Below are 25144 nucleotides of genomic sequence, written 5' to 3' on the forward strand. Positions count from 1 at the left end.
CTTATGGATATAGTCGATTTAATAAACGCGGGAATGGAATCGTCTCACGCACATGCTCCACTCCGCTAATCCAAGCTACAGTTCTTTCTAGTCCAAGTCCAAACCCTGAGTGAGGAACTGAACCATATTCACGGAGTTCTAAATACCATTTATAAGTATCCATATCTAAATTATTCTCTTCAAGACGTTGCTTCATTAGATCATAATCATGAATCCGCTCTGAGCCGCCAATAATTTCCCCATATCCTTCCGGCGCAATTAAGTCCGCACACAAAACAACTTCTTCCCTGTTCGGATCTGGCTGCATGTAAAATGCCTTTAATGACGTTGGGTAATGAGTAATGAAAACCGGTTTGTCATAGCCTTCTGCAATCGCTGTTTCGTGAGGGGCACCGAGGTCATCTCCCCACTGGACATCGTCAAAGCCCTTTTCATGTAAAAACTTAATCGCTTCATCATAAGTAATGCGCGGGAATGGTGCCTTAATATTCTCAAGTTTAGACGTATCTCGGCCTAGAGTTTTTAATTCTAATTCACAATTTTTTAGGACAGATTGAACAATATATGACACGTAGTCCTCTTGCACCTTTAAGCTATCTTCATGTTCATAGAAAGCCATCTCTGGCTCAATCATCCAGAACTCAATTAAATGGCGGCGTGTTTTGGACTTTTCTGCACGGAAAGTTGGACCGAATGAGAATACCTTTCCAAGTGCCATTGCCGCTGCTTCTAAATGTAATTGTCCGCTTTGTGATAAATAGGCATCTTCATCGAAGTATTTCGTAGCAAATAATTCTGATCCGCCTTCAGCCGAGCTTCCCGTTAAAATTGGAGGATCGACTTTTACGTATCCTTCATTATTAAAAAATTCATACGTGGAGCGAATAATTTCATTTCTAATTTTCATAACCGCATGCTGACGGCGGGAGCGAAGCCATAAATGACGATGATCCATTAGAAATTCAGTTCCATGCTCTTTCGGAGTAATTGGATAATCAACTGCTGCTTGGATCACTTCTAATCCTGTTACAAGCATCTCATATCCAAATGGTGAACGCTCATCCTTTTGAATTTTTCCAGTTATGTAAATAGAAGATTCTTGAGTAACAGACTTTGCCGCTTGAAAAACTTCTTCTGGAACATCCGTTTTCACGACAACGCCTTGAATGAATCCTGTTCCATCGCGAAGCTGAAGGAATGCAATTTTTCCGCTTGAACGTTTATTTGCGATCCAAGCGCCTATTTTCACTTCTTGATCAACATATTTGTATACTTCAGATATCGTTGTTTTTATCAATTATATTCCCTCCAAAAACTTGCAAATCACTTTTACATCCTATATATTATACTCTTTTGTATTAGAGACAAGCAACTAACAAAAGCGGCAGCTAGATATTTAGCTGCCGCTTTAATGTTATTTCATTTTCTTCTCAACAAATTGATGGATTCTTTCAACTGCTTTTTCTAATAAATCCAAGGAAGTTGCATAGGATAAACGAATATTATTAGGAGCACCAAAGCCTGATCCAGGAATAACGGCAACCATTGCTTCCTCAAGGAGCGCTTGGGAGAATTCATCTACATTTACAAAGCCTGTTAATTCAGCTGCCTCCTTCACATTAGGGAAAAGGTAAAAAGCACCTTGTGGTTTAATGCAGGTAAAGCCTGGAATAGCGACAAGCTTATCGTAAATAATATTTAAGCGCTGTTCAAAAGCCTTTTGCATTTCTGAAAGCATCTCTTGTGAACCCGCATATGCAGCAATCGCCCCATATTGAGCAGTTGTTGTTGGATTCGAAGTACTATGGCTCGCAAGATTTGTCATTGCCTTAATTAATTCTTTATTGCCGGCTGCATACCCAATTCTCCAGCCTGTCATAGAATGGGACTTTGATACACCGTTCACTAGTATTGTTTGTTCTTTAAGCTCTGGTGAAAGCTGAGCAATGGAAACATGTCTATTGTTTCCATAAACTAATTTTTCATAAATTTCATCTGAAACGATCAGAATATTATGCTTCAAACAAACCTCGCCCAATGCCTTTAACTCTTCTTCAGTATAAAGCATACCAGTCGGGTTACTTGGTGAATTGATTATAACTGCCTTTGTCTTATCCGTTAATGCTTCTGCTAGTTGATCAGGCGTAATTTTGTACTCGTTTTCCTCTTTACCTTCAACATAGACAGGAACACCGTCTGCTAATTTAACTTGTTCAGGATAGCTAACCCAATATGGAGTAGGGATAATTACTTCGTCCCCTTCATCCAAAATAGCTTGGAATAATGTATAAAGGACATGCTTTGCGCCGCTTCCCACGATGATTTGAGAGGCTTCATATTCGATTCCCTGGTCTGCTTTAAACTTGTTAACGATCTCTTTTTTCAATGCAGGAAGACCTGCAGATGGAGTATATTTTGTATGTCCTTCATTCATCGATTTAACGGCGGCATCAATAATATGCTGCGGTGTATTAAAGTCAGGCTCACCAGCTCCTAACCCGATTACATCATAGCCTTGTTCCTTCAATTCTTTTGCTTTCGCTGTAATGGCAAGCGTTGTCGATGGGGTTAATGCTTTTACTCTTTGTGCTAATTGAAAGTTCATTTCCTTTTCCTCCACTCACATAATGACATTTAAGAAGATTAAGAACTTGGATCATAAATTCTCTATCTTCTTTAGCCACTCACCTGTTTTGAAATCAACATAATAATAATTTATTAAATTCCCCTCTGTCCGGTAATAAATTTCCCATAACGGGATATCCTTTTCCATACCGAGGCGAACGGAAATAATCTTTTTCGGATTTTTCTCTTCTTTTAGCTTATTAATTGCTTCCTGTTTGGAAACTCCATCTGTCACCTTTCTAACAATAATCTGTCCTTCTTTTTCAGGTACCCAGACGTAAATGTTTGTTCCAGCTTTATTTATCCCTTTAATGACAAAATATGTTTCCAGTCCATGATAAAGTTGAAAATCCTCAGCCTTCCAAAGTCTCGTTTCTTCCATCGCTCTTTCAATGGCTTCTTTTTCAGCTGCCTTAACAGGCTCAACTGCATTTAAATAAATAATAACCCCAGATCCTAATATAATTGAAAATATCAATAAACTTATAATAATTATTTTTTTCACATTTGTCACTCTTCTTATGTACGATAAATCGAAAAAACAGCTTTATTTTGATCTTCTTTATCAAGTGCCAGTCCAAACATTAAATCATTTTCCTTTAAAGTTCTGTTTAAAGCATCAACAACTTTATAGAGGTCAGGGCTTAGTTGAATTTTCACGGTTGATAAAACCTCAATTTTACTTTCCATACTGGAATTCCTCCTCAGTAGTACAATATTTGTAATTAATACACAAGTAAATATAGGACAAGCTATATATACGAAACATTTTAACCTTTAAATATCAGTATAACAGCTACATCTAACAGCTTGAATAAAAAATTCTATTAATTCTTCTGATCCACCAACGTCATTGGCTGCGCCTTAAAAGGCGCAGCTCTTTTTTAATTATTCGCAAGCCTTTTCCTTTATTTCACAAAGATTTATTAATTAATTCGACTATTCCATTAATATTACTTTTTGTATGAGGGATTTTCGGAATGGAATCTAAAAAAGCCTTTCCATATTGGGTTGTAACCAATCTGCGATCAAAAATAAAAATAAACCCCTTGTCGCTTCTCGTTCGAATCAGTCTTCCAAATCCCTGTTTAAAGCGAATAATCGCTTCCGGCAAAGAATAGTCAGAAAATGGATTTCCGCCATTTTGCTTAATTTGTTCACATCTCGCTTCTGTTAAAGGTTCATCTGGCGGTGAAAATGGAAGTCTAACGATGATTAAACACGTTAAATCCTCTCCAGGGATGTCTACACCTTCCCAGAAACTATTCGTTCCTAATAAAATTGCCTTTTCGAACTTTTGAAAATTACGTGTTAATCTCGATCTGCTCCCGCTCGATACGCCTTGGGCAATAATGGCATATTCATTTAAAAATCCAGATTCTTTTATAAGCTCATATGTTTTTTTGAGCATCTCATGAGAGGTAAATAATATGAGCATCCTTCCTTTTGTTGCTTCTGCTATGGAGATAATATGTTCACTAATGGACATTACATATTCATCCAATGAAACAGAATTTACTTCAGGAAGATCATCAGGAATGATGAGCTTTACTTGTTCATGATAATCAAATGGAGATTGAATTTGCTCTGCTGAGTACTCTGTTAATTGCAAGCCCAGTTCATTTAACATATAGTTGAATGAGTTTTTCACCGATAAGGTTGCAGAAGTGATAACAGCTGATTCTTTTTTACTGAAGAATTCTTCCTTTAATAAATGACCTGCATTAACAGGCTGTGAATAGATGGTAGTAGCATTTTGCATAGATCGAACATCCATATCGATCCATGTAACATATTCTTCAGATGGATGTAAAAAGATATGTTTAATGGCTTCAGCTATTTCTTTTAATTCTTCTACAACAGAAGCAAGCTCTTCCAATGAGGATTTTTCCCTGGCAGAAAGATTCTCCTTGATTATACTCATGACATTTAATCTTTTCTCTAGCTCTGCAGTAAAATCCTTAATGAGAAATAAAAATCTTTCAGCACTTGCTTGCACCGCTCTGCTTTCATGACTAGAATCATCACCTAAAAAACGGCTGCTAATCCGATTGTACCCTTTTCTGGATTTTGTTTTCTTTTTCGCAAATATGCTTATAATCTTAAATAGCTCATCCATTTCAAAACTAAGTTCTTGTATCATTTGATTCAATTCAAAAGAATGAACTAAGTGCTTCTTCTCAATCTCTGCTTTTTCTAGAACTTGTTCAAGCATAAACAGTAATTGTTTCTGTTCTAAATGCCCAATACGGCTGATCAAAAAACGTGTCTTTAAGTAGTCTAGAGAAAAGCCAAAATACTGACCGGACACTTTCACAAAATGATGGCCCTCATCAATGACAATGTGACTATATTCTGGCAAAATCTTATTGTGTGAAACTAAATCACTCAGCAGCAGTGAATGATTCGTAATGATCAGGTCAGCTTTTAAAGCGGATTTTCGGGCCCGCAAATAAAAATCTCTTGAAATCCAAGATTTATTTTGAAGGAATATCGCCTCATCATTTTTGATTTTATTCCAAAATATCATTCCACCACTGGACAAATTTATTTCGTCTATATCCCCAGTATTCGTTTCTGTGAGCCATACAAGAATTTGCATTTTTGTTAAAATAGTGTCGTAATTATCATCTAAATCCTTTAAAGTTTGCTCAAATTTAGCCAAACTTAAATAATGGCTTCTTCCCTTTAGCAATACTGCCTTAACAGGAAATGGAAGCATCTGTTTTAATTTAGGAATATCATTGGAAAGAAGCTGCTCCTGAAGCTGTGTTGTATATGTACTAATCATGACAGTTTGTCTGTTTTCTTTTCCGTAAATAGCAGCAGGAATTAAATAGGCTAATGATTTGCCAACACCTGTGCCTGCCTCAATTAATGCATGTCGTTTATGTTTAAAGGCTTGATATACTGAATCCATCATTTTAAATTGTCCTAAACGAATTTCATAATTTGAAAAAGCCTTTTTGAAGAGCTCTTCTTTCGCTTCTTGCTGTTTAGGATAATTTAGTGTCTCATTGTCATCATCAGTATCTTGTTCATTAAACATTTTCAGTGCAATTCCTTGGTGAATTTCAAGATCGTTTTGTAAAACCTCGACCATTGCTTCTTTTTTCGTAAGAATTGAGTCTATGAGTAAATCTAAATCACTTTTTAATCCGCCAGAAAGCTTATAAATTTGCTTGATCGTGCAAAGTGGCAGCCGTTCTAGCCGGTCCAAAAGGAGAAGCAGAAGCTCAGCAGTTACATAGGCATCGCTGTCAGCCTGATGGGGACGCTCATGATTTAACCCTTCCCTAAAAGCCAATTCTGATAATTGAAAGCTATCTGCAGTTGGCATAAATACTCGAGAAAGCTCTACTGTATCCAAAACTGGTCCATAAAATCCATTGTAGCCAACTAGAAGGAGCTCCTCCTGTAAGAACGATAAATCAAATAGGACATTATGTGCAACAAAATAAGCATCCTCTAATAAAGTAAGGACTTTTGGTGCTATTTCAGAAAAAACAGGGGCATCCTTTACTGCCTCATCATCTAAACCCGTTAACTCCTCAATGAATGGAGGGATTGACTGTCCTGGGTTCACAAGTGAGGAAAATTCTTCAACTATTTTTCCGTTTTCTATAACAACAGCGGCAAATTGGATCATTTTATCGCCCTTCTTTGGGGCGTTCCCTGTTGTTTCTAAATCGATTACAACATATTTATTACACATACTACACACCTCTAACATTCAGTCAATCAAACGGTACCATAAAAACGGAAAAAGAAAAAGAATTAATGCCATCCATTATATATTTTAGGCCATTTTCATTGTTTTCAAAAGAGTATTGGACAAAAAGGCCGACTCGGTCTTTACCGGTCAGCCTTTTAATAATAAGAAGCATGTTTACATCATGATCGTTTTTTCAGGTTCCTTATTGATTATTTCCTTAATTCTATTATTTTCACCCATTATAGCAACTTTAGGCTGATGAATATAAATTTTTTCCTCAGCAACTAGCGCATAGGAAATAATAATAACAACATCTCCCTCTTGGACAAGTCTAGCTGCAGCACCATTCACACAAATGACACCACTGCCTCTTTCTCCAGGAATGATATACGTCTCAAACCTTGCCCCATTGTTATTATTCACAATTTGTACCTTTTCATTTGGAAGCATTCCAACGGCATCAAGAATATCTGTATCAATTGTAACGCTGCCGACATAGTTTAGATTAGCCTCTGTCACAACTGCTCTATGAATTTTACCATTCATCATGGTGCGGAACATGATGTTTCCCCCTAATTAATAGTTAATATCAAATTATCAATAAGCCGTGCTTTTGAAAATTTTACTGCTAAGGCAATAATAATGTTGGCTTCTAGCTCCTCAATTTCTTTAAGATTAGGATAAGAGTATATTTCAATATAGTCGATCGTTCCGCTCGTCTTTTCAGAAATCAATTCTTTCATAGACGAAATGATTTGTTGAGAGTCTCTTTCCCCTTCATCGATCATTGCTTTAGCCTCTAATAGACTTTTGTATAGAAATGGTGCTTGCTCTCTTTCTTCTGGAAGCAAATAAACATTTCTTGAGCTCTTAGCTAGCCCATCATGTTCTCTCACAATGTCCACCGGCACAATCTCAATTGGGAAATGGAAATCATTCACAAGTCCCTCCACAACAGCTAGCTGCTGAGCGTCTTTTTTGCCAAAATAAGCTCTATTCGGCTGAACAATATTGAAAAGCTTCGTTAAAACTGTTACAACACCATCAAAATGGCCCGGCCGGGATTGCCCGCATAATACCTCAGTCCGCTCCTTAGCGATTACGGTTGCCGATAAGGGTGCTGGGTACATTTCCTCTGCAGACGGATGGAAAATATAGTCAACGTGATGTTGTTCAGCTAAAGCACTATCACGGTCAAAGTCTCTAGGATATGAGCCTAAATCTTCAGTTACCCCAAATTGAAGCGGATTTACGAAAATACTTAGTACGACTATATCATTTTCTTCTCGAGCATGATCGATTAATGTCAGATGACCTTCATGTAAAAAACCCATTGTTGGGACATAGCCAATTGATTTACCTGACATTTTTTCTCGAATCATTGTTTGCTGCATGTCGCTAATGGTTGTAATGACTTTCATGCTTTCCCTCCGTACAAGCTTAAAAGCTCAGTTTCTTTCATTGAGAAACTATGCTCTTCTCCAGGAAATACTCCTTGTTTCACTTCATCCACATAAGCAGTTAGACCTTCCTCTATGACTACATTCACATTTGAATATTTCTTAACAAATTTCGGTACTCTTTCAACACCATAGGAAAGTACATCATGATAGACAAGAACTTGTCCATCTGTTTCAATGCCAGCACCGATTCCTATTGTCGGGATTGTCAGGCATTCGGAAACTTCCTTTGCTAGCTGCTTCGGAACACATTCTAATACAACGGCAAACGCACCAGCCTGCTCGCATTTTTTCGCGTCTTCGATCAGCTTACGAGCCGCTTCTGCATTTTTGCCTTGAACCTTATAGCCTCCAAGCACTGCGACAGATTGCGGTGTTAGTCCGAGATGAGCCATGACAGGTATACCAGCCTTTGTTAATGCTTCGATTCCGTCAATCACTTCATCTGCACCTTCAACTTTAACGGCATGTGCCCCTGTTTCTTGAATAATACGCGCACCATTTATAAGTGTGTCGCGAACTGACAGATGATAGCTCATGAATGGCATATCTACGACAATAAAGGTTTCCCCAGCTCCTCTTTTGACAGCCTTTCCATGATGAATCATGTCTTCTAACGTAACAGGGATGGTTGAATCATATCCTAATACAACCATTCCAAGTGAATCACCAACTAAAATCATATCAACCCCGGCTTTTTCCGCTTGCTTAGCAGCCGGAAAATCGTAAGCCGTCAGAACAGCAATCTTCTCACCGTTCTCCTTCATTTTCAAAAAATCAGTCGTTTGCTTCATCCTTATTCCTCCTTTGAATTAAGGAAGAGGGTGAAAAACAAAGATAAAAATCCTTCTGTAAGCAGAAGGATTCCGAATTTCTTTCGTTCTTTATTATGTCTCATCCCTCTGTCCCGGTCCATTATTGGATCTAGGCAGAATATCTTTAATTTTTAGGTGTTTCAAAGAATTTTTCATTGATGACCTAATCATACACGGTGCAGTTCAACTTGAGGATACTGCCCAATCATTTAGCTTACGCTAGACACGTTAATTATAACAAATCAATGATTCATTTGACTAGATAAACTTTTTTATTTAAGTTCAATGTCGGCTGAGTAAATATGGTGGATTTTACTCATTTCATCTTCTATCATAAGAACACCATCTTCAGTAATACCCAATGCCTTTCCTTGAATACTTCCCGTAATCGTTCTGGCTGTTATGACTTTGCCTATACTGATGGCATAACTTTCCCAAAGCAGCTTTATCAGGTAGAAGCCTTTTTCTAGGTATAGAGTATATAAATTCTCCAATTTGCTTAACAGAATTTTTACTAATTCTGCTCTTTGGAGTTTTTTACCGCTTTCGATAGATAGAGAGGTAGCAATAGTATGCAGTTCCTCAGGATAATCTTCCTTTTGCTGATTTACATTAATACCAATTCCAATAATAATGGAAGTGATCCGGTCTGCATCGGCTTGAAGCTCTGTCAATATTCCGGTCACCTTCTTCCCATTGATTAAAATATCATTCGGCCATTTTATTTGTGGAGATAGGTCAGTTAATTCTTCTATTGCTTGAACAACGGCAACCGCAGTTATTAAGGTTAGCTGTGGGGCCTTTGGAGGCGGGAGATTTGGACGCAAAATCACACTCATCCAAATCCCGGTATATTTCGGAGAATGCCATCTCCGGTCCATTCTTCCCCTGCCTAATAACTGCTCCTCGGCGATAATAACTGTACCCTCCGGAGTATCTTCATTTGCTAGACGATGGGCAATTTTTTGTGTGGAGTCAACACTTTCCTCGTAATGTATATTCTTTCCGATAAACTTTGTTAAAAGCCCCAACCTTATTTCATCTGCTGTAATTCTTTCCGGAACCCTTGTTATTCTATATCCCTTCCTCCGAACAGCTTCAAGTTCAAACCCGTCCTTACGCATATCTTCTATATGCTTCCAGACTGCTGTTCTTGAGCATCCTAATAGATCAGCTAAATATTGGCCAGACAAATATTCATCTTCATTTAGTGTAAATGCATCAAGCAGTTTCTTTCTTAACTCCGATTGCACCGTAACAGCCACTCCTTTAACGAATCTTTGCGATTACTGACTTGCTTGTTTAAGACTGCGATCTCAGCCTCAGCTAATTTTTCCTTTATCCAAGGTCCAGGGGTTTTTTGAAACCACTCTTGAAGGTCGGTTCCTGTAACCTGTAATTCACTTCGCTGTTTAATGGGCAATAAATTATAACTAAACAGTAAACTTTCTATATGTACGTTTACATCCTGATTATGTAATACATTATAAATTTTTTCTGTTCCCTCAATGATTTCAGAGCCCCCATCGAACATCGCTTTATTTGTCCAATCGCTTCTTTCTCTAAAATTCAGCCAAAACAATAATTGATTGATTTTTTTTATTTTTTTCACTGGCAGCTTCCAATTTTTCATAAAATCATTAACTTTATGTAAGTCAATCTTAAAAAGAAAGAGTAGCAGCCCCCACATTTCATTAGCTGAAAGTTTGCTGCTATCATACTTTTTAATGCCATTTATCGCTTCGACAAATGGATTCATACCCGGCAAGTGGCTTAAAAGGCCAGTATCAGCTAGTACAAGCAATGCTTGAATTCGATTTTTTCCAGCTAGAAGTTTTTCGAACTCAGCTAGTTTTCTCTCTGTTGAGATATTTGCCAGTAATGAAGCGGATGATTTCAAAGCCTGATAAGTCTTCTCTTCTATTTGAAAGCCTAATTGACTATAGAAACGAACAGCACGCATCATTCTTAAGGCGTCCTCTGAAAAACGATCCTCTGCCCCACCTACTGTTTGTATTATTTTTTCCTTGATAGCCCGCCTGCCATGAAACGGATCAATAAATCGGCCTTCCTTGTCCATGGCAATCGCATTCATCGTAAAATCCCTGCGTTTTAAGTCTTCATCCAATGACCGGATAAATTGAACCTCTGATGGCCTTCTAAAGTCAACATATTCTGCTTCAGTTCGGAAGGTTGTCACTTCATATGGAATCCCATTATATAGGACAACAATAGTTCCATGCTCGATTCCGACATCTATCGTTTTCGGAAAAATAGTTCTAATTTCCTCAGGTGTTGCAGAGGTAGCAATATCGACATCTGCAATCTCCTTATCTAACAAATAATCTCTAACCGATCCTCCGACAAAGTAAGCTTCATAGCCTGACTCTTGAATTTTTGATAAAAGGGGAATGGCTTTTAGAAAAGACTCTTTCAAATTACGTCATCCTCTTTAAGTAGGTTGTAATATATATTCTCATATTGAGTGACAATAAGTTCTGAGCGAAAGTTATGGTACGCTGTATTAATGGCCTCTCTGGAAAACCGTTGATGCAGTTCTTCATTAGATAGCAAATGGATGCCTTTTTCTGCAATTGCCGGAATATCGCCAAGTTCGCATAAATAGCCATTTTTCTCATTAGCTATCACTTCAGGAATACCGCCGATATTTGTCCCAATACAAGGTACTCCACAAGCCATTGCTTCGAGAGCAACTAAACCAAAGCTTTCCTTTTCGGAAAGCAACAGCATTAAATCACTAATTGAGTATAGCTCTTCAAGATTATCTTGTTTACCTAATAATAGTACTTTATCATTAATACCTAATTTATTTACAAGACTGCAAACGACAGTCATTTCAGGCCCATCTCCGACAAGAAGCAGCTTGGCAGGCAGCTTTTCTGCAATTAGAGCAAAAGCTTTTACTACATCCTGAACTCTTTTCACCCCGCGGAAATTTGAAACATGGATAATAACCTTTTCTTCTTTTTTTATTCCGTATTCCTTCCGTAAATAGGAAGAATCCATTAAACGATATACACGCTCATCAATAAAGTTGTAAACGACTTCAATCTTTTTTTCAGGTTTGATTACATCGTATGTTTGCGAAGTTAAGGAGTTTGATACTGCCGTAACGGCATCAGATTTTTCTATTCCAAAACGGATTGCCCCCGTTAAAGATTGATCATAGCCAAGAACTGTAATATCTGTCCCGTGTAAAGTGGTAACAATTTTAATATCCTGTTCACACATTTGCTTGGCAAGTATGGCACATACAGCATGCGGAATCGCATAATGGACATGGAGCAAATCAAGATTTTCCCGTTTTATAACTTCAGCCATCTTACTGGCAAGGGCAATATCATATGGGGGATACTGAAAAACGGAATATTGATTTACTTCTACTTGATGATAATAAATATTTGAATGCATTCTATTTAATCGGAACGGAAGGCTCGAGGAAATGAAATGAATTTCATGACCCCTTTCAGCAAGCTTTTTCCCTAATTCAGTAGCTATAGCTCCAGATCCGCCTACTGTCGGATAACAGGTTATCCCTATTTTTAATTTTGTTTTCATTCGTTTTCACCAAATAAATCTAGATTTATAATGACTGGCTTTTTGCGTTTGAACCCTTCAGCATAGGCTACTTCAACTTCTTTACCGAAAAGTCTTTCTCTTGCTTCAATCGTTTCAATATACCCATTTACAAGCGGAGTGTTGAAGGTCCCCGCATTTTTTACAAACTGGCTTTTATATGCTTGTAGGCTTTCAATTTTTTTATCCATATAATTTGATACATCAATGACAAAATCTGGTTCATGAAACCCATTAATCATATAAAAGTACAGGTTTTTAACCCGATGCGGGCCAAAATCCTCTTCAGAAGAATAGTTTCGTATTCCAGCAGAAAAGACCGCCTCCTCTACAAGACGGGCACATTGTCCATGATCAGGGTGCCGATCATGATAATAAGGTGCAAAAACAAGGGAAGGGCGATATTTGCGAATAACTGCTACCATTTTCTTTATATATTCTGGATTAGGAAATAGCCCTCTATCAGGCAGTCCGAGATTCTCCCTTATGCTAACGCCTAACACCTCTGCTGCTTTTTGGGCTTCTATCTTTCGTGTTTCGACCGTTCCATTCGATGATAGCTCCGCATTCGTTAGATCACAAATACCTATAGTTTTTCCTATATTTACAAATTTTGCAATGGATGCACCCATGCCGATTTCAACATCATCAGCATGTGCACCAAATGCAAGAATATCAAGCTTTATATCAGACATCCTTACCACCGCTTTTTCCATATACAATATTTCTCCAAGATAAGTCCCCGCGCTCAAGCCCTTTAATTATAATTTCTGCAGTCCCCATATTTGTTGCGAGTGGTACAGAGTATACATCGCATAAACGAATTAATGCTGTCACATCTGGCTCATGGGGCTGTGCTGTTAAAGGATCTCTGAAGAATATCACAATATCCATTTTATTATTGGCTACAAATGCACCGATTTCCTGATCTCCACCGTAGGGGCCTGATTGAAATCGATGAACGTTTAAGCCTGTTTCATTGATTATTCTTAAACCAGTAGTTCCTGTGGCGAAAAGAGTATGCTCGGCTAAAATGTCTTTATACGCCGTTACAAAGCCAACAAGCGCATCCTTTTTCTTATCATGTGCAATTAAAGCAATATTCATCTTATCGCCCCTTTCTATTCCAAAATATTTTCTAGACCGTATACTAATGTATCAATTTTCAACACGGTATCTACCGCATGTTTAACCCCCGACATAAAGGAGGCACGATTATAAGAGTCATGCCGGATTGTCAAGGTTTGTCCTTCTGAGCCGAACATCACTTGCTGATGGGCAATTAAGCCAGGCAATCTGACTGAATGAATATGCATCCCTTCAAAATCTGCTCCTCTTGCACCATAGATTGTTTCCTTTTCATCCGGATGCCCTTGTTTTTTTGGCTGCCTAACCTCTGCAATCATTTCTGCCGTTTTTACCGCTGTTCCAGAAGGAGCATCCAGCTTTTGATCATGGTGGAGTTCGATAATTTCTACATCATTAAAATATCTTCCAGCCATTTGGGCAAACTTCATCATTAAAATAGCACCAATGGCAAAATTAGGTGCAATGATACAACCAAGTTCCTTTTCACGGCAAAGAGATTCAAGCTCACTTAGATTCTCTTTCGTAAAGCCAGTTGTTCCGACAACCGGTCTAACCCCATACGTCAAAGCTGTTTTTGCATGAAGCATACCAAATTCAGGTGTAGTTAAATCGATAAGGACATCTGCATCAATTTCCTGGAAGCATTGAGACATATCTGTGTAAATTGGAATATCTATTCCAGTGAAGCCATCAAATTCACTGAGCAAGCCTCCTCCATTCTTATGATCAACTACTGCCACTAGCTGATAACGATCAGTTTGCTGAACAAGCTGAACGGCTTCCCTTCCCATTCTACCTCTTGCACCTGCAATCACAATATTGATTTTTTCCATTTTATTTATCCCCCTGCTCTTCAATTCTAGTCCAGCGGTCTTTATCGCGGGTATTAAATTTATTCATAATTTGATTATGTGCTGTCTCAAGATCGATATTTAATGAATTGGCTAAGCAAATGAGGACAAACAACATATCTCCCATTTCCTCTTCAATTGCTTTTTCCGCTTCAGTAGCTTTTTTCGGTTTCTCACCGTATTGATGATTGATCTCTCTTGCAAGTTCGCCTAGTTCCTCTGTTAGTCTTGCCAGCATGGCTAGAGGACTAAAATACCCTTCTTTAAATTGGCCTATGTATGCATCTACTTCTTCCTGTAGATCTTTCATTGTTTTTTCTTGCACTCTTTATTCATCCCTTCTTCTGTTAAAAGGTAACCTACTATTTCCCTTCTTTCATGTTAGCTAAACGATAGTTCTTTTACAAATATTTTTTATTAAATAATAGGTGGATACGTTTGTTCTAGTTTCCAAACACACTTGACTTTATCCTTAATAAACGGGCACAATAATTCATGTAGGAAATTGGAAGCGGAGGATTTTATGTGAAATTGAAAAATATTCTTTTTATCTTGTTTGGATCTGCCATCTTTTCTTTCGGCATCGTTCATTTTAATATGCAAAATAATTTATCTGAAGGGGGCTTTACTGGTATTACCCTTCTTTTATATTTCCTGTTTAAATGGGATCCTTCGTATACGAATTTATTGTTAAATATTCCGCTATTTTTTCTAGGCTGGAAATTACTCGGGAAAAACTCATTCCTATATACAATTCTCGGTACTGTCAGCGTCTCGGTTTTTTTATGGATATTTCAGCGTAATCAAATACATATGCCGCTCAATGAAGACTTAACACTTGCAGCATTATTTGCTGGTGTTTTTATCGGTATTGGCCTTGGAACTATATTCCGCTTTGGTGGAACCACTGGCGGAGTTGATATTATTGCAAGATTAGTGAACAAGTATGCAGGCATTAGCATGGGAAGAACGATGTTCATATTTGACGCCGTCGTGATTACGCTATCTTTAATTTTTTATTTATCCTATCAAGAAGCGATGTATACACTTGTTGCTGTATTTGTCGGAGCAAGGGTGATTGATTTCATGCAGGAAGGCTCATATTCCGCAAGAGGAGCAATGATTATTTCCGATTTAAATGATGAAATAGCCAACAAGATCATGATAGAAATGGAACGGGGCGTAACAGTCCTTAGGGGATATGGGTCATTTACTAAAAAGGATCGAGAAGTCTTATATTGTGTTGTCGGGAAGAATGAAATTGTCCGGTTAAAAAATGTCATTAACTCAGTGGATCCACATGCCTTTGTTTCGGTCACAGTTGTCCACGATGTACTTGGAGAAGGATTCACATTAGACGAAAACAAAAAGCCAATCGAACATTAAGACAAGACTAAAACCAGCCAACAGGCTGGTTTTAATCTTGTCTTTGCATTCCTGTATAAATAAGAATTAAGCGAAGTAATTCTAACACGGCAACAGCAGCTGCTGCTACATAGGTGAGTGCTGCCGCATTAAGCACCTTTCTCGTCTCCCTTTCCTCATCGTTTCTGATGATCCCTAGTGATACGATTTGATCCATAGCACGGTTGGATGCATTAAATTCAACTGGAAGAGTGACAAGCTGGAAGACTACAGCTGACGCCATAAAAATAATACCAAGTAACACAAATCCGCTTAAACCTGCAAAGAAACCGATCATAATCAGGATCCAAGAAAAATTGGAACCGATATTTGCGACTGGCACAAGCGTATGGCGGAAACGTAAAGGTGCATAATTTTGCTGATCCTGTATGGCATGACCGACTTCATGAGCTGCAATTGCCGCAGCGGCTACGGAGTGACCATGGAAATTTGCAGTTGACAGCCTTACTGTTTTGGAACGGGGATCATAATGGTCTGTTAAATGACCTCTTACTTCCTCAACACCGACATGGAATAATCCATTAGTGTCAAGAATTCTTCTTGCAACTTCCGCACCTCTCATATGTGATGAGGCTGGGACTTTTGAATATTTAGTATAGGAGCCTTTCACTCTCATTTGCGCCCATAGCGGAATCAAAATAATGATAGCAAAGTATATAAGGTACCCCCCCATTGCTATCCCTCCTTATTCAGCTTTCTCTAGATGCAGTATTAGAAATTGGTACTTGAAAGAATGACACTCCACAAAGTTAGTGAAGCTTCTCTATATTATTGTATTTTTGCTGAAAGATGGCGTCAATCTTTTTGCCTCCTGGAAAGTGACTTTTCCTTCTTTTCCTGATCTCCCTTATATTTTCTCCATCCAACGTAGGATAATGTAAGAATAATAATGCTTCCTGTTGAAATGATTACCCACCATAAGGAAGGATCTGCTTCGTCTTCAGTCATTTCATCAAATAATAGCTGTAAATCCGCTTCTAATGCTTCGAGCTCCATTTGGCTGGCTGTTTCAGTTAAAACTTGAGGCCTATATTTATCAATAAAATCTATTTTTGCATCTAATCTTTGTATGTGGTCTCTATCCACATTTATTTTTATACTAGGATAAATCATGTCATACAATGATAAAAATGAATTCAATGTCGTATTAAATTGTTGTTTATCACCAGCATACACAGCTTCCTTAACTTCTGCAAAAACAGTCATAATGGGTGATTCCATTTCAGTCCATAATGGTTGATATGGAGAAGTTATGGCATCCATGACAAGCCTAAACTTCGTAACGCGGTTAATTTTCTCTTCATGATTCATGGTGGCATTGGCAGCAGCCTGCACGGCCTCATCATGTGAAATGGTTAAGATTCTCAATTCATCCGCAGTGAAAGATCTTTCCTTTCCAGTAACAGAAACAAATTGTTCAGAAAAATAATCTAGAAGCCTTTTGGCATCTTCGTATCGATGAAGCTTAACCATCTGCAATGCTTCATCGGATAATTGATCCAATCTATCTACAGGTGAGGTTTCGTTTGCGATAACTGATATAGGCAATAATAGAAAACATATAATGACTGTAACAATAATCCTAGCTTTCATTCTTGTCCCCCCTCAAATTACTATTAAATATCTATGAGAGATGGGACAAGGTTATACCTATTCAATAAGAATTCAATTTTAAGATAAATCGATTTTTTCTTAAGGTTAAAAAAGCAGTGATACCTAATGAAAACATGCTAAGCCAAAATGTAAAATAACCAATTTGCGGCGTGTATAAGTCCAAAATAGGGTAACGGGGAAGCATAAAAAACACATAATCTATTACATCATTATGTAATGTCCAAATCCCCGTAACAACTAAATGCCAAGTTTTAATACGATAAAATGGAGCGTACAGTACACCTTGGACAGCCATCGCACCATGTGAAAGTATAAGCATAAGTGCAACCAAATCCAATTCTCCTGTTACATTGAAAACTAATAAGTTCATGACTACGGCCCATACCCCATATTTAATGAGCGTTACAATAGCCAATGCTTCAAAAAGGGGCCAGTTTTTCCCCAGTAAAAAAGCAATTAATACGAAGACAAAAAACAAGCTTGCAGTTGGACTGTCTGGAACGAAAGGCAAGAAAATGGGCGGTGTCTCAACTAGCTGCCATTTATACCAAATAAAACCGTATACAGTTCCTGCAAAATTCACTATGAATAACAGCCACAGTACAGCTCGATGTGCTAGGATAGGATAAATCCACTTCATGAAGGTCCTCTTTTCTTTATATGGTTTGTATTATATTGACTATTTTACCATATACATTAAATATAGTTAGATTCAAAACATTTAACATCATCAAAAAAAGCTGACGCAAAACGTCAGCTTTTTCCAGTTATTTACTTGTTAAACCCGAAATATATTCAGCAAGTACTTTTAATTCTTCATCCGTTCCTTTAAACATCCCTGGAGGCATGCTTCCTTTACCATTTACCGCAATATCAGAAATTTCTTCAGGAGTTAAGCCAGTGTCGATAAGAGCAGGTGACCCTGCACCACCTGTAAGTTCAGCTCCGTGACATGACAAGCAATTGTTTGCTTCAAGAAATTTATAGCCTTCTGCTTCAGTATCAATGTCAACTTCTGCTACGATTTTCCCTTGGTTTGCAGCAGCTTCCCAGTCATGAGTAGCTACAGACTGCCAAGTTAAAAATGTAATACCTGCGATAGCTAAAAGCATAAATCCAGTTGCTAATGGTCGTTTAGATGGTCTGCGTTCTGGACCACGGTCAATAAATGGCGCTAATAGTAACGCCCCAAATGCTAGACCTGGAATAATAAACGCACCTACCGCATTGTATGGTCCAGATGCATAAGTATATTTAAGCAATTGGTATAAGAATAAGAAATACCAGTCTGGAAGCGGGATATAAGCTGTATCACTCGGATCAGCTATTTTTTCTAACGGTGGTTCATGTGCAATTGTTAAACATAAAAATCCGATTAAGAAAACAGCACCAACCATCCATTCCTTTAATAGGAAGTTAGGCCAGAACGCCTCTGTTTTTCCAGGGTATTCCGAGTAATCTTTCGGAATATTCGGTTTACGTTCAGCAGGAACACGAGAGTCACCTACGAATTTCATACCTTTACCACGATGCATTGGGCGATTCCCCCTCCTTTTTCAATATTATCGTAATTGTATTTTTACAACGGACCTGAAATACCTTGTTTACGAATCATTACAAAGTGTGCTGCCATTAACCCGAATAAGGCTGCAGGCAAGAAGAATACGTGAATCGCGAAGAATCGGGTAATCGTTTGAGCACCGACAATATCCGGATCCCCTGCAATTAGCGTTTTTAATTGCATACCAATCAGTGGTGTTGATTCAATAATTTGCATTGTAACTTTTGTTGCAAATAATGCTTTCATATCCCAAGGCAATAGATAACCAGTTAATCCAAGTGCTAGCATAACGAAGAAAATAAGTACACCAACAACCCAGTTTAACTCACGAGGCTTCTTATAAGCACCTTGGAAGAAAACACGAAGCGTATGTAAGAACATCATTACAATGACTAAGCTTGCACCCCAGTGATGCATTCCACGGACAATTTGTCCAAAAGCAACATGGTTTTGCAAGTAATAAACAGATTCCCATGCATTTTTAATATCTGGAACATAATACATAGTTAAGAACATTCCAGATAAGATTTGGATAACAGTAACGAAGAACGTTAATCCGCCAAAGCAGTATACGAACGCAGAGAAGTGATGTGCAGGGTTTACGTGCTCAGGAACTTCATGGTCCGCGATGTCGCGCCATAAAGGCGTAATATCTAAACGTTCATCTACCCAATCATAAATTTTGTTTAACAATCATTACGCCCCCTTTGGCTTGGCTTTTCCTAAGTGAAGGAAGCCGTCTTTTTCGATGAAAGGATATACGTCAAGCGGTGCTATTGGCGGAGTTCCAGGAACGTTTGTACCATCTTTAGTATAAAGACCGCCATGACATGGACAGTAGAAGTGATTCTGATTGGATTTATCAGTATTCCAGTCAACTACACACCCTAAATGTTTACATACAGGCGATAAAGCTACAATTTCACCTTTTTCGTCTTTGTAAACCCATGCTGTACCTGTTACATCTGAAGTATACCATGCATCCTGCTGTTCAAATGTATAGTCAACCCTAGTTGGAACATCGGTAATTTCGGCAACTTTTTGTTTAGTTGGAATGAAATCACCTTCAGCTTTTGCTTGCAATACTGGATCAATTGCGAAACGAACCATAGGCATTAACATACCTGCAGCCATGAAACCGCCTACACCAGTTAGAGTATAGCTAAGGAATTGACGTCTTGATACACGATTTTTGCTCATACTTTTCCCCCCTCTATTATGAAGTTAAGTCCAACGGACAAAGTTCAACACAATATAAAACTAGGACATAACCATGATATATCAATCTTCTTTGAAGGTCAATATAATCCTTTGGTAAAAACATGTAGACTCTGTGACAGATTTAAATAATATTAAAAATAGTTACATTTTTAAAATAAAGGAGTATAATTATTATCTCGAATTTGTCTACACAGAAATACATTAATAGACGAATACCGTCAATTGGATATTTAAAAATACATAGTTTTTATTTTTCCGAATGGGAGGGAGTTTTGAGACCTTCTTAACGACCTTCGTATTCATTTTTCCGACTGGAAGGGAGTTTTGAACCCTTCTTAACGAGCTTCGTCTTCATTTTTTCGACTAAAGGGAGTAATAACCCTTAATAACAACCTTCATCATTTAGCATTTTGCCATTTTTGCATAAACAGAGTTAATAGCTGTTTAACTTGATCCTCGAGTATAGAATTTCGATTTCGCTCATCCATATGTTCAAGTGGAATGGATGGAAGCCAAATTAAACTTCCATTTAGCCGATCTTCAATTCCTTTCCAGCTGCTGTCAGAGGTGACGTGAAAAACATGCTTAAAACCATTTGCAAATAATTCATTCTCCCAAACCTTTACATCCTCGCCAAGCTTGTCCATTGTTGCTGATTTAAGATAAGAAAATCCCGTCAACATCATAACCCTTCCCCTAAACTGTCTTTCTAGCTGAACACTTAGTAAGGAAATAAACTCACTCATCGAAGCTGATTGTTTCATATCATTGCCGAGGGAAACAGGAAGCAATGGCAATACTGCTGTATCCACATACTCTTTTGACTGAAGAAACTTATCAATATCCTGAGAAATCCACTTCATCCAACTCACTCCATATTTCTAATTTATCCTATTTATCTTAACACTATTATGAAATTGCGACAAAAAAATAAAAGCCTGCTAATAATAGCAAGCAAGGATTAAGACTTTAATTTATTTAGTTTTTCAGTTAATTGGATGAAAGCGGACTCGTCTTGACTGTCCAAAGCCTCATCAATTTTCCTTAGAAGGGTCTCTCTTTGATATTTCTTTATGCTGTCGCAAAGAAACTTTTCAGCAACCATTTTATCCTTCTCACTAATTTCCATTTTATTCGGTAAAAATGGGTTTTCCTCCAAAACAGCTGCATATTGATGGGCTTTATTGGAAGCGTGGAAATTTAGCTGGATAAAGATATCCTCATCACGATTAAGCCGTATGTCATGAAAAGATTTCTCTGCATCAGTCGTCATGACATTTTCCTTGTAGAAACGAAACGGGACTTCGTCAACACAATGAGTTGACATTATTAATCCTTTCGGACAATACTGTGCATGCTCAACAAAATGAACTTTTTCCATTAACTGATCATGGCTCATTAAGTAGTTAAGAATCCATACACATTCCCGTCTCTTTAATTGATAATGGTTTAGAAACCAGCGAATAAAATCTTTTTTCTCGTTGACAGATACAGGGGCTGACATATTCGATTCCCTCCTCTGCTATTACAAAATTAATAAGCCCATTTCACTTTTTTCATTGATCCAAGAGTCTTTGTAGTATTTCCTGATATTCAATGATGCCTGGCTCAAGTTTTACTAATTTACTAAAAACTTCGGCAGCTTCAGTGCTTTTTCCTTCCTCAATTAAAAAATTTCCGTAATCTATTAGAAAATCCGGCTCTTCCTTAAAGAAAGTATATGCACGATTGTATTTGTTTAATGCCAATGAATATTCTTCAAGCTGGTGATGGGCTAAGGCTGAATCCCAAATAAGCTGCGGCTCCTCTTCCTCAAAATCACTTAACAATTCCGTAATTTCCAAAACATCTTTATTTCTTTCCTGCCTAAGAAAAAGCTTTGTTAAGCTGGCCCCTGCTTCAATATATTCTGGGTCAAGTGCAAGCGCCTCTCTTAATAAATTTTCTGCTTCCTGTTCCTTGCCTAACTTTAGCGCAAGTTTACCGCCATATAAATAAAGCTCTTTATTATATTCATCATATTGAATTCCCATCTTAATCGCATTAAAGCTGTCTTCTAATTCCTCTTCACGCTCGTAAGCCTTGGAAAGATTGATATATAAGGAATGATATTCGGGATCAAGCTCCTTTAATTCATTAAACTTTTCGATGGCCGTTCTATTATATCCTGCTTGCAGTGCAGTAAATGCATAGCTAAACAGTGTATTAATTTCAAGTTTATCCTCCATAGCTTTTTCGTAGTAAGGCAAAGACTCCTCGAATGCTCCTCCCACGCTAAGAACCTCTGCTAGCCTCTGATTAACATTCACACCTGCAATGATTTCATCTGTATTAAGAACTTGTCTATAGATTTTTGCAGCTTCGAGAAATCTGCCTTGTTCTCCGTAAAGTTCGCCAAGTGCAAAATCAACAATTACCTCTTTAGGCAAAATGGACTTTGCTTTTAACAGCTTTTGTTCACTCACCTCATATAAACCTTCCATTTGATAAAGATCAGCAAGCAGCAATAGCGATTGCGGGAAACTTGGATCTTCCTCTTGTACTTTCTCTAAAACGAGTATTGCTTCATCCTCTTCTCCAAGATCAATATGAGTTTCTGCTAAAAGGACAAGCAATTCTCCCTCTTCCGGATAAGATTCAAGCAGTCTTTCGAATATTTTTTTTGCTTCCTCCAGAAATCCGTAGTGAAGTAATTCCTCACCTAGAACATATCTTTCTTCATGAGATCCATTTAATAAAATTCTCTTATAATGGGTCAACGCTTCTTCATGTTGACCGTTTTCAAGCAATTTAATAATTTCATTTATTTTCTCCATAGTAAGTTCCTTTCACGTCTATACGTCAATCTTAAAAAATGATGGTGTTTTTATTTTAACATGCTTGCCATATCCAGGCCTATAAACAACATCATGGCCAGAGCGGATAACAAATCCATTTTGAACTGTAATGACTAACTTATCTCTATGATAATGAAACAATTGAGATTCTTCAATTTTTCGTATTTCTCTGCTTTGCAAATAGTAATTATAAGACAATTCGCACCCTTGATAAATGCTTGCCTTGAATGGATAAATCCCCATCTTACATAAAACGTCTTTTGGGATGGGCTTATCTTCTTGTAATTCTTCCTGTACAAACGGGATTTTTTCTTCTTTCATGAGCCTTTTCCATTCATTTGCGTCCTGTTTATTAGCATTCATAAATATTGGTATTAGGGGGCTGTTATAAGGAAACATAGCCTCCCGAAGCCATCCCCAAGGCAAATTGAACAGCTCGTACACTTGATTAATCTCAACAAAGATAGCGGGAACTTTTTCCTGCTTACACTTTCTTAAAAAAGATTGGGTTAATAGCCGGATTGGTATCCGAACACCTATAATAAAATCAATTGGGCTATTTAGCAGATGTATTTTTAAACGTTTAATTGCAGCTGATAATTCATACTCATGCTTCACAGCTGCCACTGTTATGAAGGTCGTGCATCCTTTTAGAATAAATTCTTCCATATAAAATTTTTTCATTTCCTGAAAAGATTTTTCTAACGGAAAATCTTTTTTAAACAGGATTGAAGTGGGGGCCATTATAAATGGTTCAGCATTCATTTTTATATACTTATACCTTTTAAAGTCTGGTTTAATTGATACTATGGATCCGTTATCAATTAAAAGTGAGGCTTTCGTTAATTTCTGGTCCTTAAGAATATTGGCGTTTTCAATGATATATGTCATAAAACCACCCTTTATACGGTCTTAAGACAAGCTATGAAAAATATTAATATTTATGATTATTTATTTAGAAGTTATTCTCAATTTAATATTTGTAACAAAACAAAAAGAGGCTGATACGCAGCCCCTGAATAATATTTACTTACTAAGACTTTCTAAATGTGTAAAAAATGAAGGATAAGAGATATAAATTGACTCTTCATTTTTGAGGAATACCTCTTCCTTACATATAGCTGCGGCGATGGCAAGCATCATTCCAATTCTATGATCACCGTAACTTGAAACGATTCCACCGTTCAATTGAGAATTTCCTTTAATAATCATTCCATCCTCTGTTGCTTCAATATCTGCTCCAAGTTTCGTTAGCTCATATACTACCGTATCTATCCGATTTGTCTCTTTCACCTTTAATTCCTCAGCATCTTTAATAACAGTTTCACCCTCAGCTTGTGAAGCTAGTAGAGCGATAATAGGGATTTCATCAATCAGTCTTGGAATTAGGTCGCCTTCAATCGTGATTCCCTTTAGAGTCGATGTTTTAATCGTAATATCTCCACACGGTTCAAATGTATCGTCTTCATAAGGAACAATGGTCATATCAGCGCCCATTGCTTTCAAAACATCAATAATTCCCGTTCTTGTCGGATTTAAGCCAACATTTTTTAATGTTATACAGCTATTAGGCACGATAGCCCCTGCAACGAGGAAGAAAGCCGCAGATGAAATGTCGCCTGGAACATGTATATCAGTTCCTGTAAGCTTCTGATCACCCTTAATGCGAATTGTACGTTCATCCACTTCAATCGAGCCGCCAAACTTATTTATCATTCTTTCAGTATGATCCCTAGTTTTCACTGGCTCTATGATAGTTGTAGTCCCATTAGCCTGTAATCCCGCAAACAACAGAGAAGACTTAACTTGGGCACTTGCAACAGGTAATGAATATTCCATTGGTTTTAACGAGCCGCCTGAAATGGAAATGGGTGTATATTCACCATTCTTCCTGCCCTGTATGACTGCTCCCATCGTTTGTAATGGCTTTGTCACCCTAGTCATCGGTCTTTTCCCAATCGATTCGTCTCCAACTAATACAGAATGAAAAGACCGTCCAGCAAGAATGCCTAACAATAATCGAATAGTTGTTCCCGAATTTCCGACATCTAATATATCTGAAGGTTCCTTTAGCCCATCAATGCCGTTTCCTTCAATGATCACTTTATCCTCTAGTTGCTGGATGGATATACCTAATTTTTTAAAGCAAGCGATTGTACTTAAACAATCCTCCCCGAGCAAAAAGTTTGTAACGGTCGTTTTCCCTTCAGCAATAGCCCCAAACATGATGGATCGGTGGGAGATTGATTTATCACCTGGAATATTGATTGATCCCCTTAAAGAAGGAATACTGGTCTTTAATTTAATTGGCTTCAAAAAAAACACCCCTTATAT

27 protein-coding genes are annotated in these 25144 nt (G+C 37.7%); 1 reads left to right on the forward strand and 26 read right to left on the reverse strand.

Going from position 1 to position 25144, the window contains the following annotated elements; all coding sequences use genetic code 11:
- Position 1 precedes the first annotated feature (1 nt).
- The 15 genes from asnS to V7122_RS15680 all read right to left on the reverse strand — a co-directional run bounded on the left by asnS (position 2) and on the right by V7122_RS15680 (position 14477).
- A complete protein-coding gene (asnS, locus tag V7122_RS15610; RefSeq protein ID WP_335354265.1) occupies positions 2-1294 on the reverse strand; it encodes an asparagine--tRNA ligase in 1293 nt (430 codons plus the stop codon).
- 120 nt (positions 1295-1414) lie between these two features.
- A complete protein-coding gene (locus V7122_RS15615) occupies positions 1415-2605 on the reverse strand; it encodes a pyridoxal phosphate-dependent aminotransferase (protein ID WP_335345576.1) in 1191 nt (396 codons plus the stop codon).
- 51 nt (positions 2606-2656) lie between these two features.
- Entirely contained in the window at positions 2657-3130 is a 474-nt protein-coding gene (locus V7122_RS15620) for a cell wall elongation regulator TseB-like domain-containing protein (RefSeq protein ID WP_335345577.1), read from the reverse strand.
- 14 nt (positions 3131-3144) lie between these two features.
- The gene (locus tag V7122_RS15625) at positions 3145-3315 is read right to left on the reverse strand and encodes a YpmA family protein (RefSeq protein ID WP_335345578.1); all 171 of its coding nucleotides are present in this window, start codon (positions 3313-3315) and stop codon (positions 3145-3147) included.
- A gap of 223 nt (positions 3316-3538) precedes the next feature.
- The gene (gene dinG / locus V7122_RS15630) at positions 3539-6340 is read right to left on the reverse strand and encodes an ATP-dependent DNA helicase DinG (protein ID WP_335527496.1); all 2802 of its coding nucleotides are present in this window, start codon (positions 6338-6340) and stop codon (positions 3539-3541) included.
- A 174-nt stretch (positions 6341-6514) separates the two neighbouring features.
- Positions 6515-6901, reverse strand: coding sequence for an aspartate 1-decarboxylase (gene panD, locus V7122_RS15635; protein ID WP_335345580.1), 387 nt, complete (start codon positions 6899-6901; stop codon positions 6515-6517).
- Positions 6902-6912: 11 nt separating this feature from the next.
- Complete coding sequence (gene panC, locus V7122_RS15640) at positions 6913-7761, reverse strand: pantoate--beta-alanine ligase (protein WP_335527497.1); 849 nt, start codon at positions 7759-7761, stop codon at positions 6913-6915.
- Entirely contained in the window at positions 7758-8594 is an 837-nt protein-coding gene (gene panB / locus V7122_RS15645; protein ID WP_335345582.1) for a 3-methyl-2-oxobutanoate hydroxymethyltransferase, read from the reverse strand. The genes panC and panB overlap by 4 nt, the downstream gene beginning before the upstream one ends.
- Before the next feature lie 293 nt (positions 8595-8887).
- The gene (locus V7122_RS15650) at positions 8888-9868 is read right to left on the reverse strand and encodes a biotin--[acetyl-CoA-carboxylase] ligase (RefSeq protein ID WP_335527500.1); all 981 of its coding nucleotides are present in this window, start codon (positions 9866-9868) and stop codon (positions 8888-8890) included.
- Positions 9853-11052, reverse strand: a complete 1200-nt coding sequence (locus V7122_RS15655; RefSeq protein WP_335345584.1) for a CCA tRNA nucleotidyltransferase — start codon at positions 11050-11052, stop codon at positions 9853-9855. The genes V7122_RS15650 and V7122_RS15655 overlap by 16 nt, the downstream gene beginning before the upstream one ends.
- Positions 11049-12194: an N-acetyl-alpha-D-glucosaminyl L-malate synthase BshA gene (bshA, locus tag V7122_RS15660; RefSeq protein ID WP_335354261.1), complete on the reverse strand. Its 1146-nt coding sequence runs from the start codon at positions 12192-12194 to the stop codon at positions 11049-11051. Before bshA ends, V7122_RS15655 begins: the two co-directional genes overlap by 4 nt.
- On the reverse strand, positions 12191-12928 hold the full coding sequence (gene bshB1 / locus V7122_RS15665; protein WP_438824107.1) for a bacillithiol biosynthesis deacetylase BshB1: 738 nt from the start codon (positions 12926-12928) through the stop codon (positions 12191-12193). The genes bshA and bshB1 overlap by 4 nt, the downstream gene beginning before the upstream one ends.
- On the reverse strand, positions 12900-13319 hold the full coding sequence (gene mgsA / locus V7122_RS15670; RefSeq protein WP_335345586.1) for a methylglyoxal synthase: 420 nt from the start codon (positions 13317-13319) through the stop codon (positions 12900-12902). Before mgsA ends, bshB1 begins: the two co-directional genes overlap by 29 nt.
- 14 nt (positions 13320-13333) lie before the next feature.
- A complete protein-coding gene (dapB, locus tag V7122_RS15675) occupies positions 13334-14134 on the reverse strand; it encodes a 4-hydroxy-tetrahydrodipicolinate reductase (protein ID WP_335345587.1) in 801 nt (266 codons plus the stop codon).
- A gap of 1 nt (position 14135) precedes the next feature.
- Positions 14136-14477 carry a nucleotide pyrophosphohydrolase gene (locus V7122_RS15680; RefSeq protein WP_335345588.1) on the reverse strand — a complete coding sequence of 114 codons (342 nt, stop codon included), beginning with the start codon at positions 14475-14477 and terminating at the stop codon, positions 14136-14138.
- Between the two features lie 200 nt (positions 14478-14677).
- Here V7122_RS15680 and V7122_RS15685 point away from each other — a divergent pair, with 200 nt between their 5' ends.
- Positions 14678-15538, forward strand: coding sequence for a YitT family protein (locus tag V7122_RS15685; RefSeq protein ID WP_335345589.1), 861 nt, complete (start codon positions 14678-14680; stop codon positions 15536-15538).
- 31 nt (positions 15539-15569) lie between these two features.
- On the opposite strand, the gene V7122_RS15690 is transcribed toward V7122_RS15685, so the two are convergent.
- From V7122_RS15690 to aroA, 11 genes are all read right to left on the reverse strand, one after another.
- Complete coding sequence (locus V7122_RS15690; protein ID WP_335345590.1) at positions 15570-16250, reverse strand: zinc metallopeptidase; 681 nt, start codon at positions 16248-16250, stop codon at positions 15570-15572.
- 122 nt (positions 16251-16372) lie between these two features.
- Positions 16373-17170, reverse strand: a complete 798-nt coding sequence (gene ypjB, locus V7122_RS15695; RefSeq protein ID WP_335345591.1) for a sporulation protein YpjB — start codon at positions 17168-17170, stop codon at positions 16373-16375.
- A 61-nt stretch (positions 17171-17231) separates the two neighbouring features.
- Complete coding sequence (locus V7122_RS15700) at positions 17232-17831, reverse strand: DUF1405 domain-containing protein (RefSeq protein ID WP_335527502.1); 600 nt, start codon at positions 17829-17831, stop codon at positions 17232-17234.
- A gap of 127 nt (positions 17832-17958) precedes the next feature.
- Positions 17959-18726: a menaquinol-cytochrome c reductase cytochrome b/c subunit gene (locus V7122_RS15705; RefSeq protein ID WP_335345593.1), complete on the reverse strand. Its 768-nt coding sequence runs from the start codon at positions 18724-18726 to the stop codon at positions 17959-17961.
- A 44-nt stretch (positions 18727-18770) separates the two neighbouring features.
- Complete coding sequence (gene qcrB / locus V7122_RS15710; RefSeq protein ID WP_335345594.1) at positions 18771-19445, reverse strand: menaquinol-cytochrome c reductase cytochrome b subunit; 675 nt, start codon at positions 19443-19445, stop codon at positions 18771-18773.
- A gap of 3 nt (positions 19446-19448) precedes the next feature.
- Positions 19449-19952, reverse strand: coding sequence for a ubiquinol-cytochrome c reductase iron-sulfur subunit (locus V7122_RS15715; protein WP_335345595.1), 504 nt, complete (start codon positions 19950-19952; stop codon positions 19449-19451).
- A gap of 419 nt (positions 19953-20371) precedes the next feature.
- Complete coding sequence (locus V7122_RS15720; RefSeq protein ID WP_335347339.1) at positions 20372-20836, reverse strand: YpiF family protein; 465 nt, start codon at positions 20834-20836, stop codon at positions 20372-20374.
- 98 nt (positions 20837-20934) lie between these two features.
- A complete protein-coding gene (locus tag V7122_RS15725) occupies positions 20935-21477 on the reverse strand; it encodes a ReoY family proteolytic degradation factor (RefSeq protein WP_335527504.1) in 543 nt (180 codons plus the stop codon).
- A 52-nt stretch (positions 21478-21529) separates the two neighbouring features.
- Positions 21530-22789 (reverse strand): tetratricopeptide repeat protein, encoded by a 1260-nt coding sequence (locus V7122_RS15730; RefSeq protein ID WP_335347341.1) that lies wholly within the window; start codon positions 22787-22789, stop codon positions 21530-21532.
- Between the two features lie 18 nt (positions 22790-22807).
- Entirely contained in the window at positions 22808-23701 is an 894-nt protein-coding gene (locus tag V7122_RS15735) for a hypothetical protein (RefSeq protein WP_335527506.1), read from the reverse strand.
- A gap of 135 nt (positions 23702-23836) precedes the next feature.
- Positions 23837-25126 carry a 3-phosphoshikimate 1-carboxyvinyltransferase gene (aroA, locus tag V7122_RS15740; protein WP_335527510.1) on the reverse strand — a complete coding sequence of 430 codons (1290 nt, stop codon included), beginning with the start codon at positions 25124-25126 and terminating at the stop codon, positions 23837-23839.
- Between the last annotated feature and the right edge of the window lie 18 nt (positions 25127-25144).

The organism is Bacillus sp. JJ1532 (genome assembly GCF_036965085.1).
Classification (GTDB): Bacteria; Bacillota; Bacilli; order Bacillales; family Cytobacillaceae; genus Cytobacillus.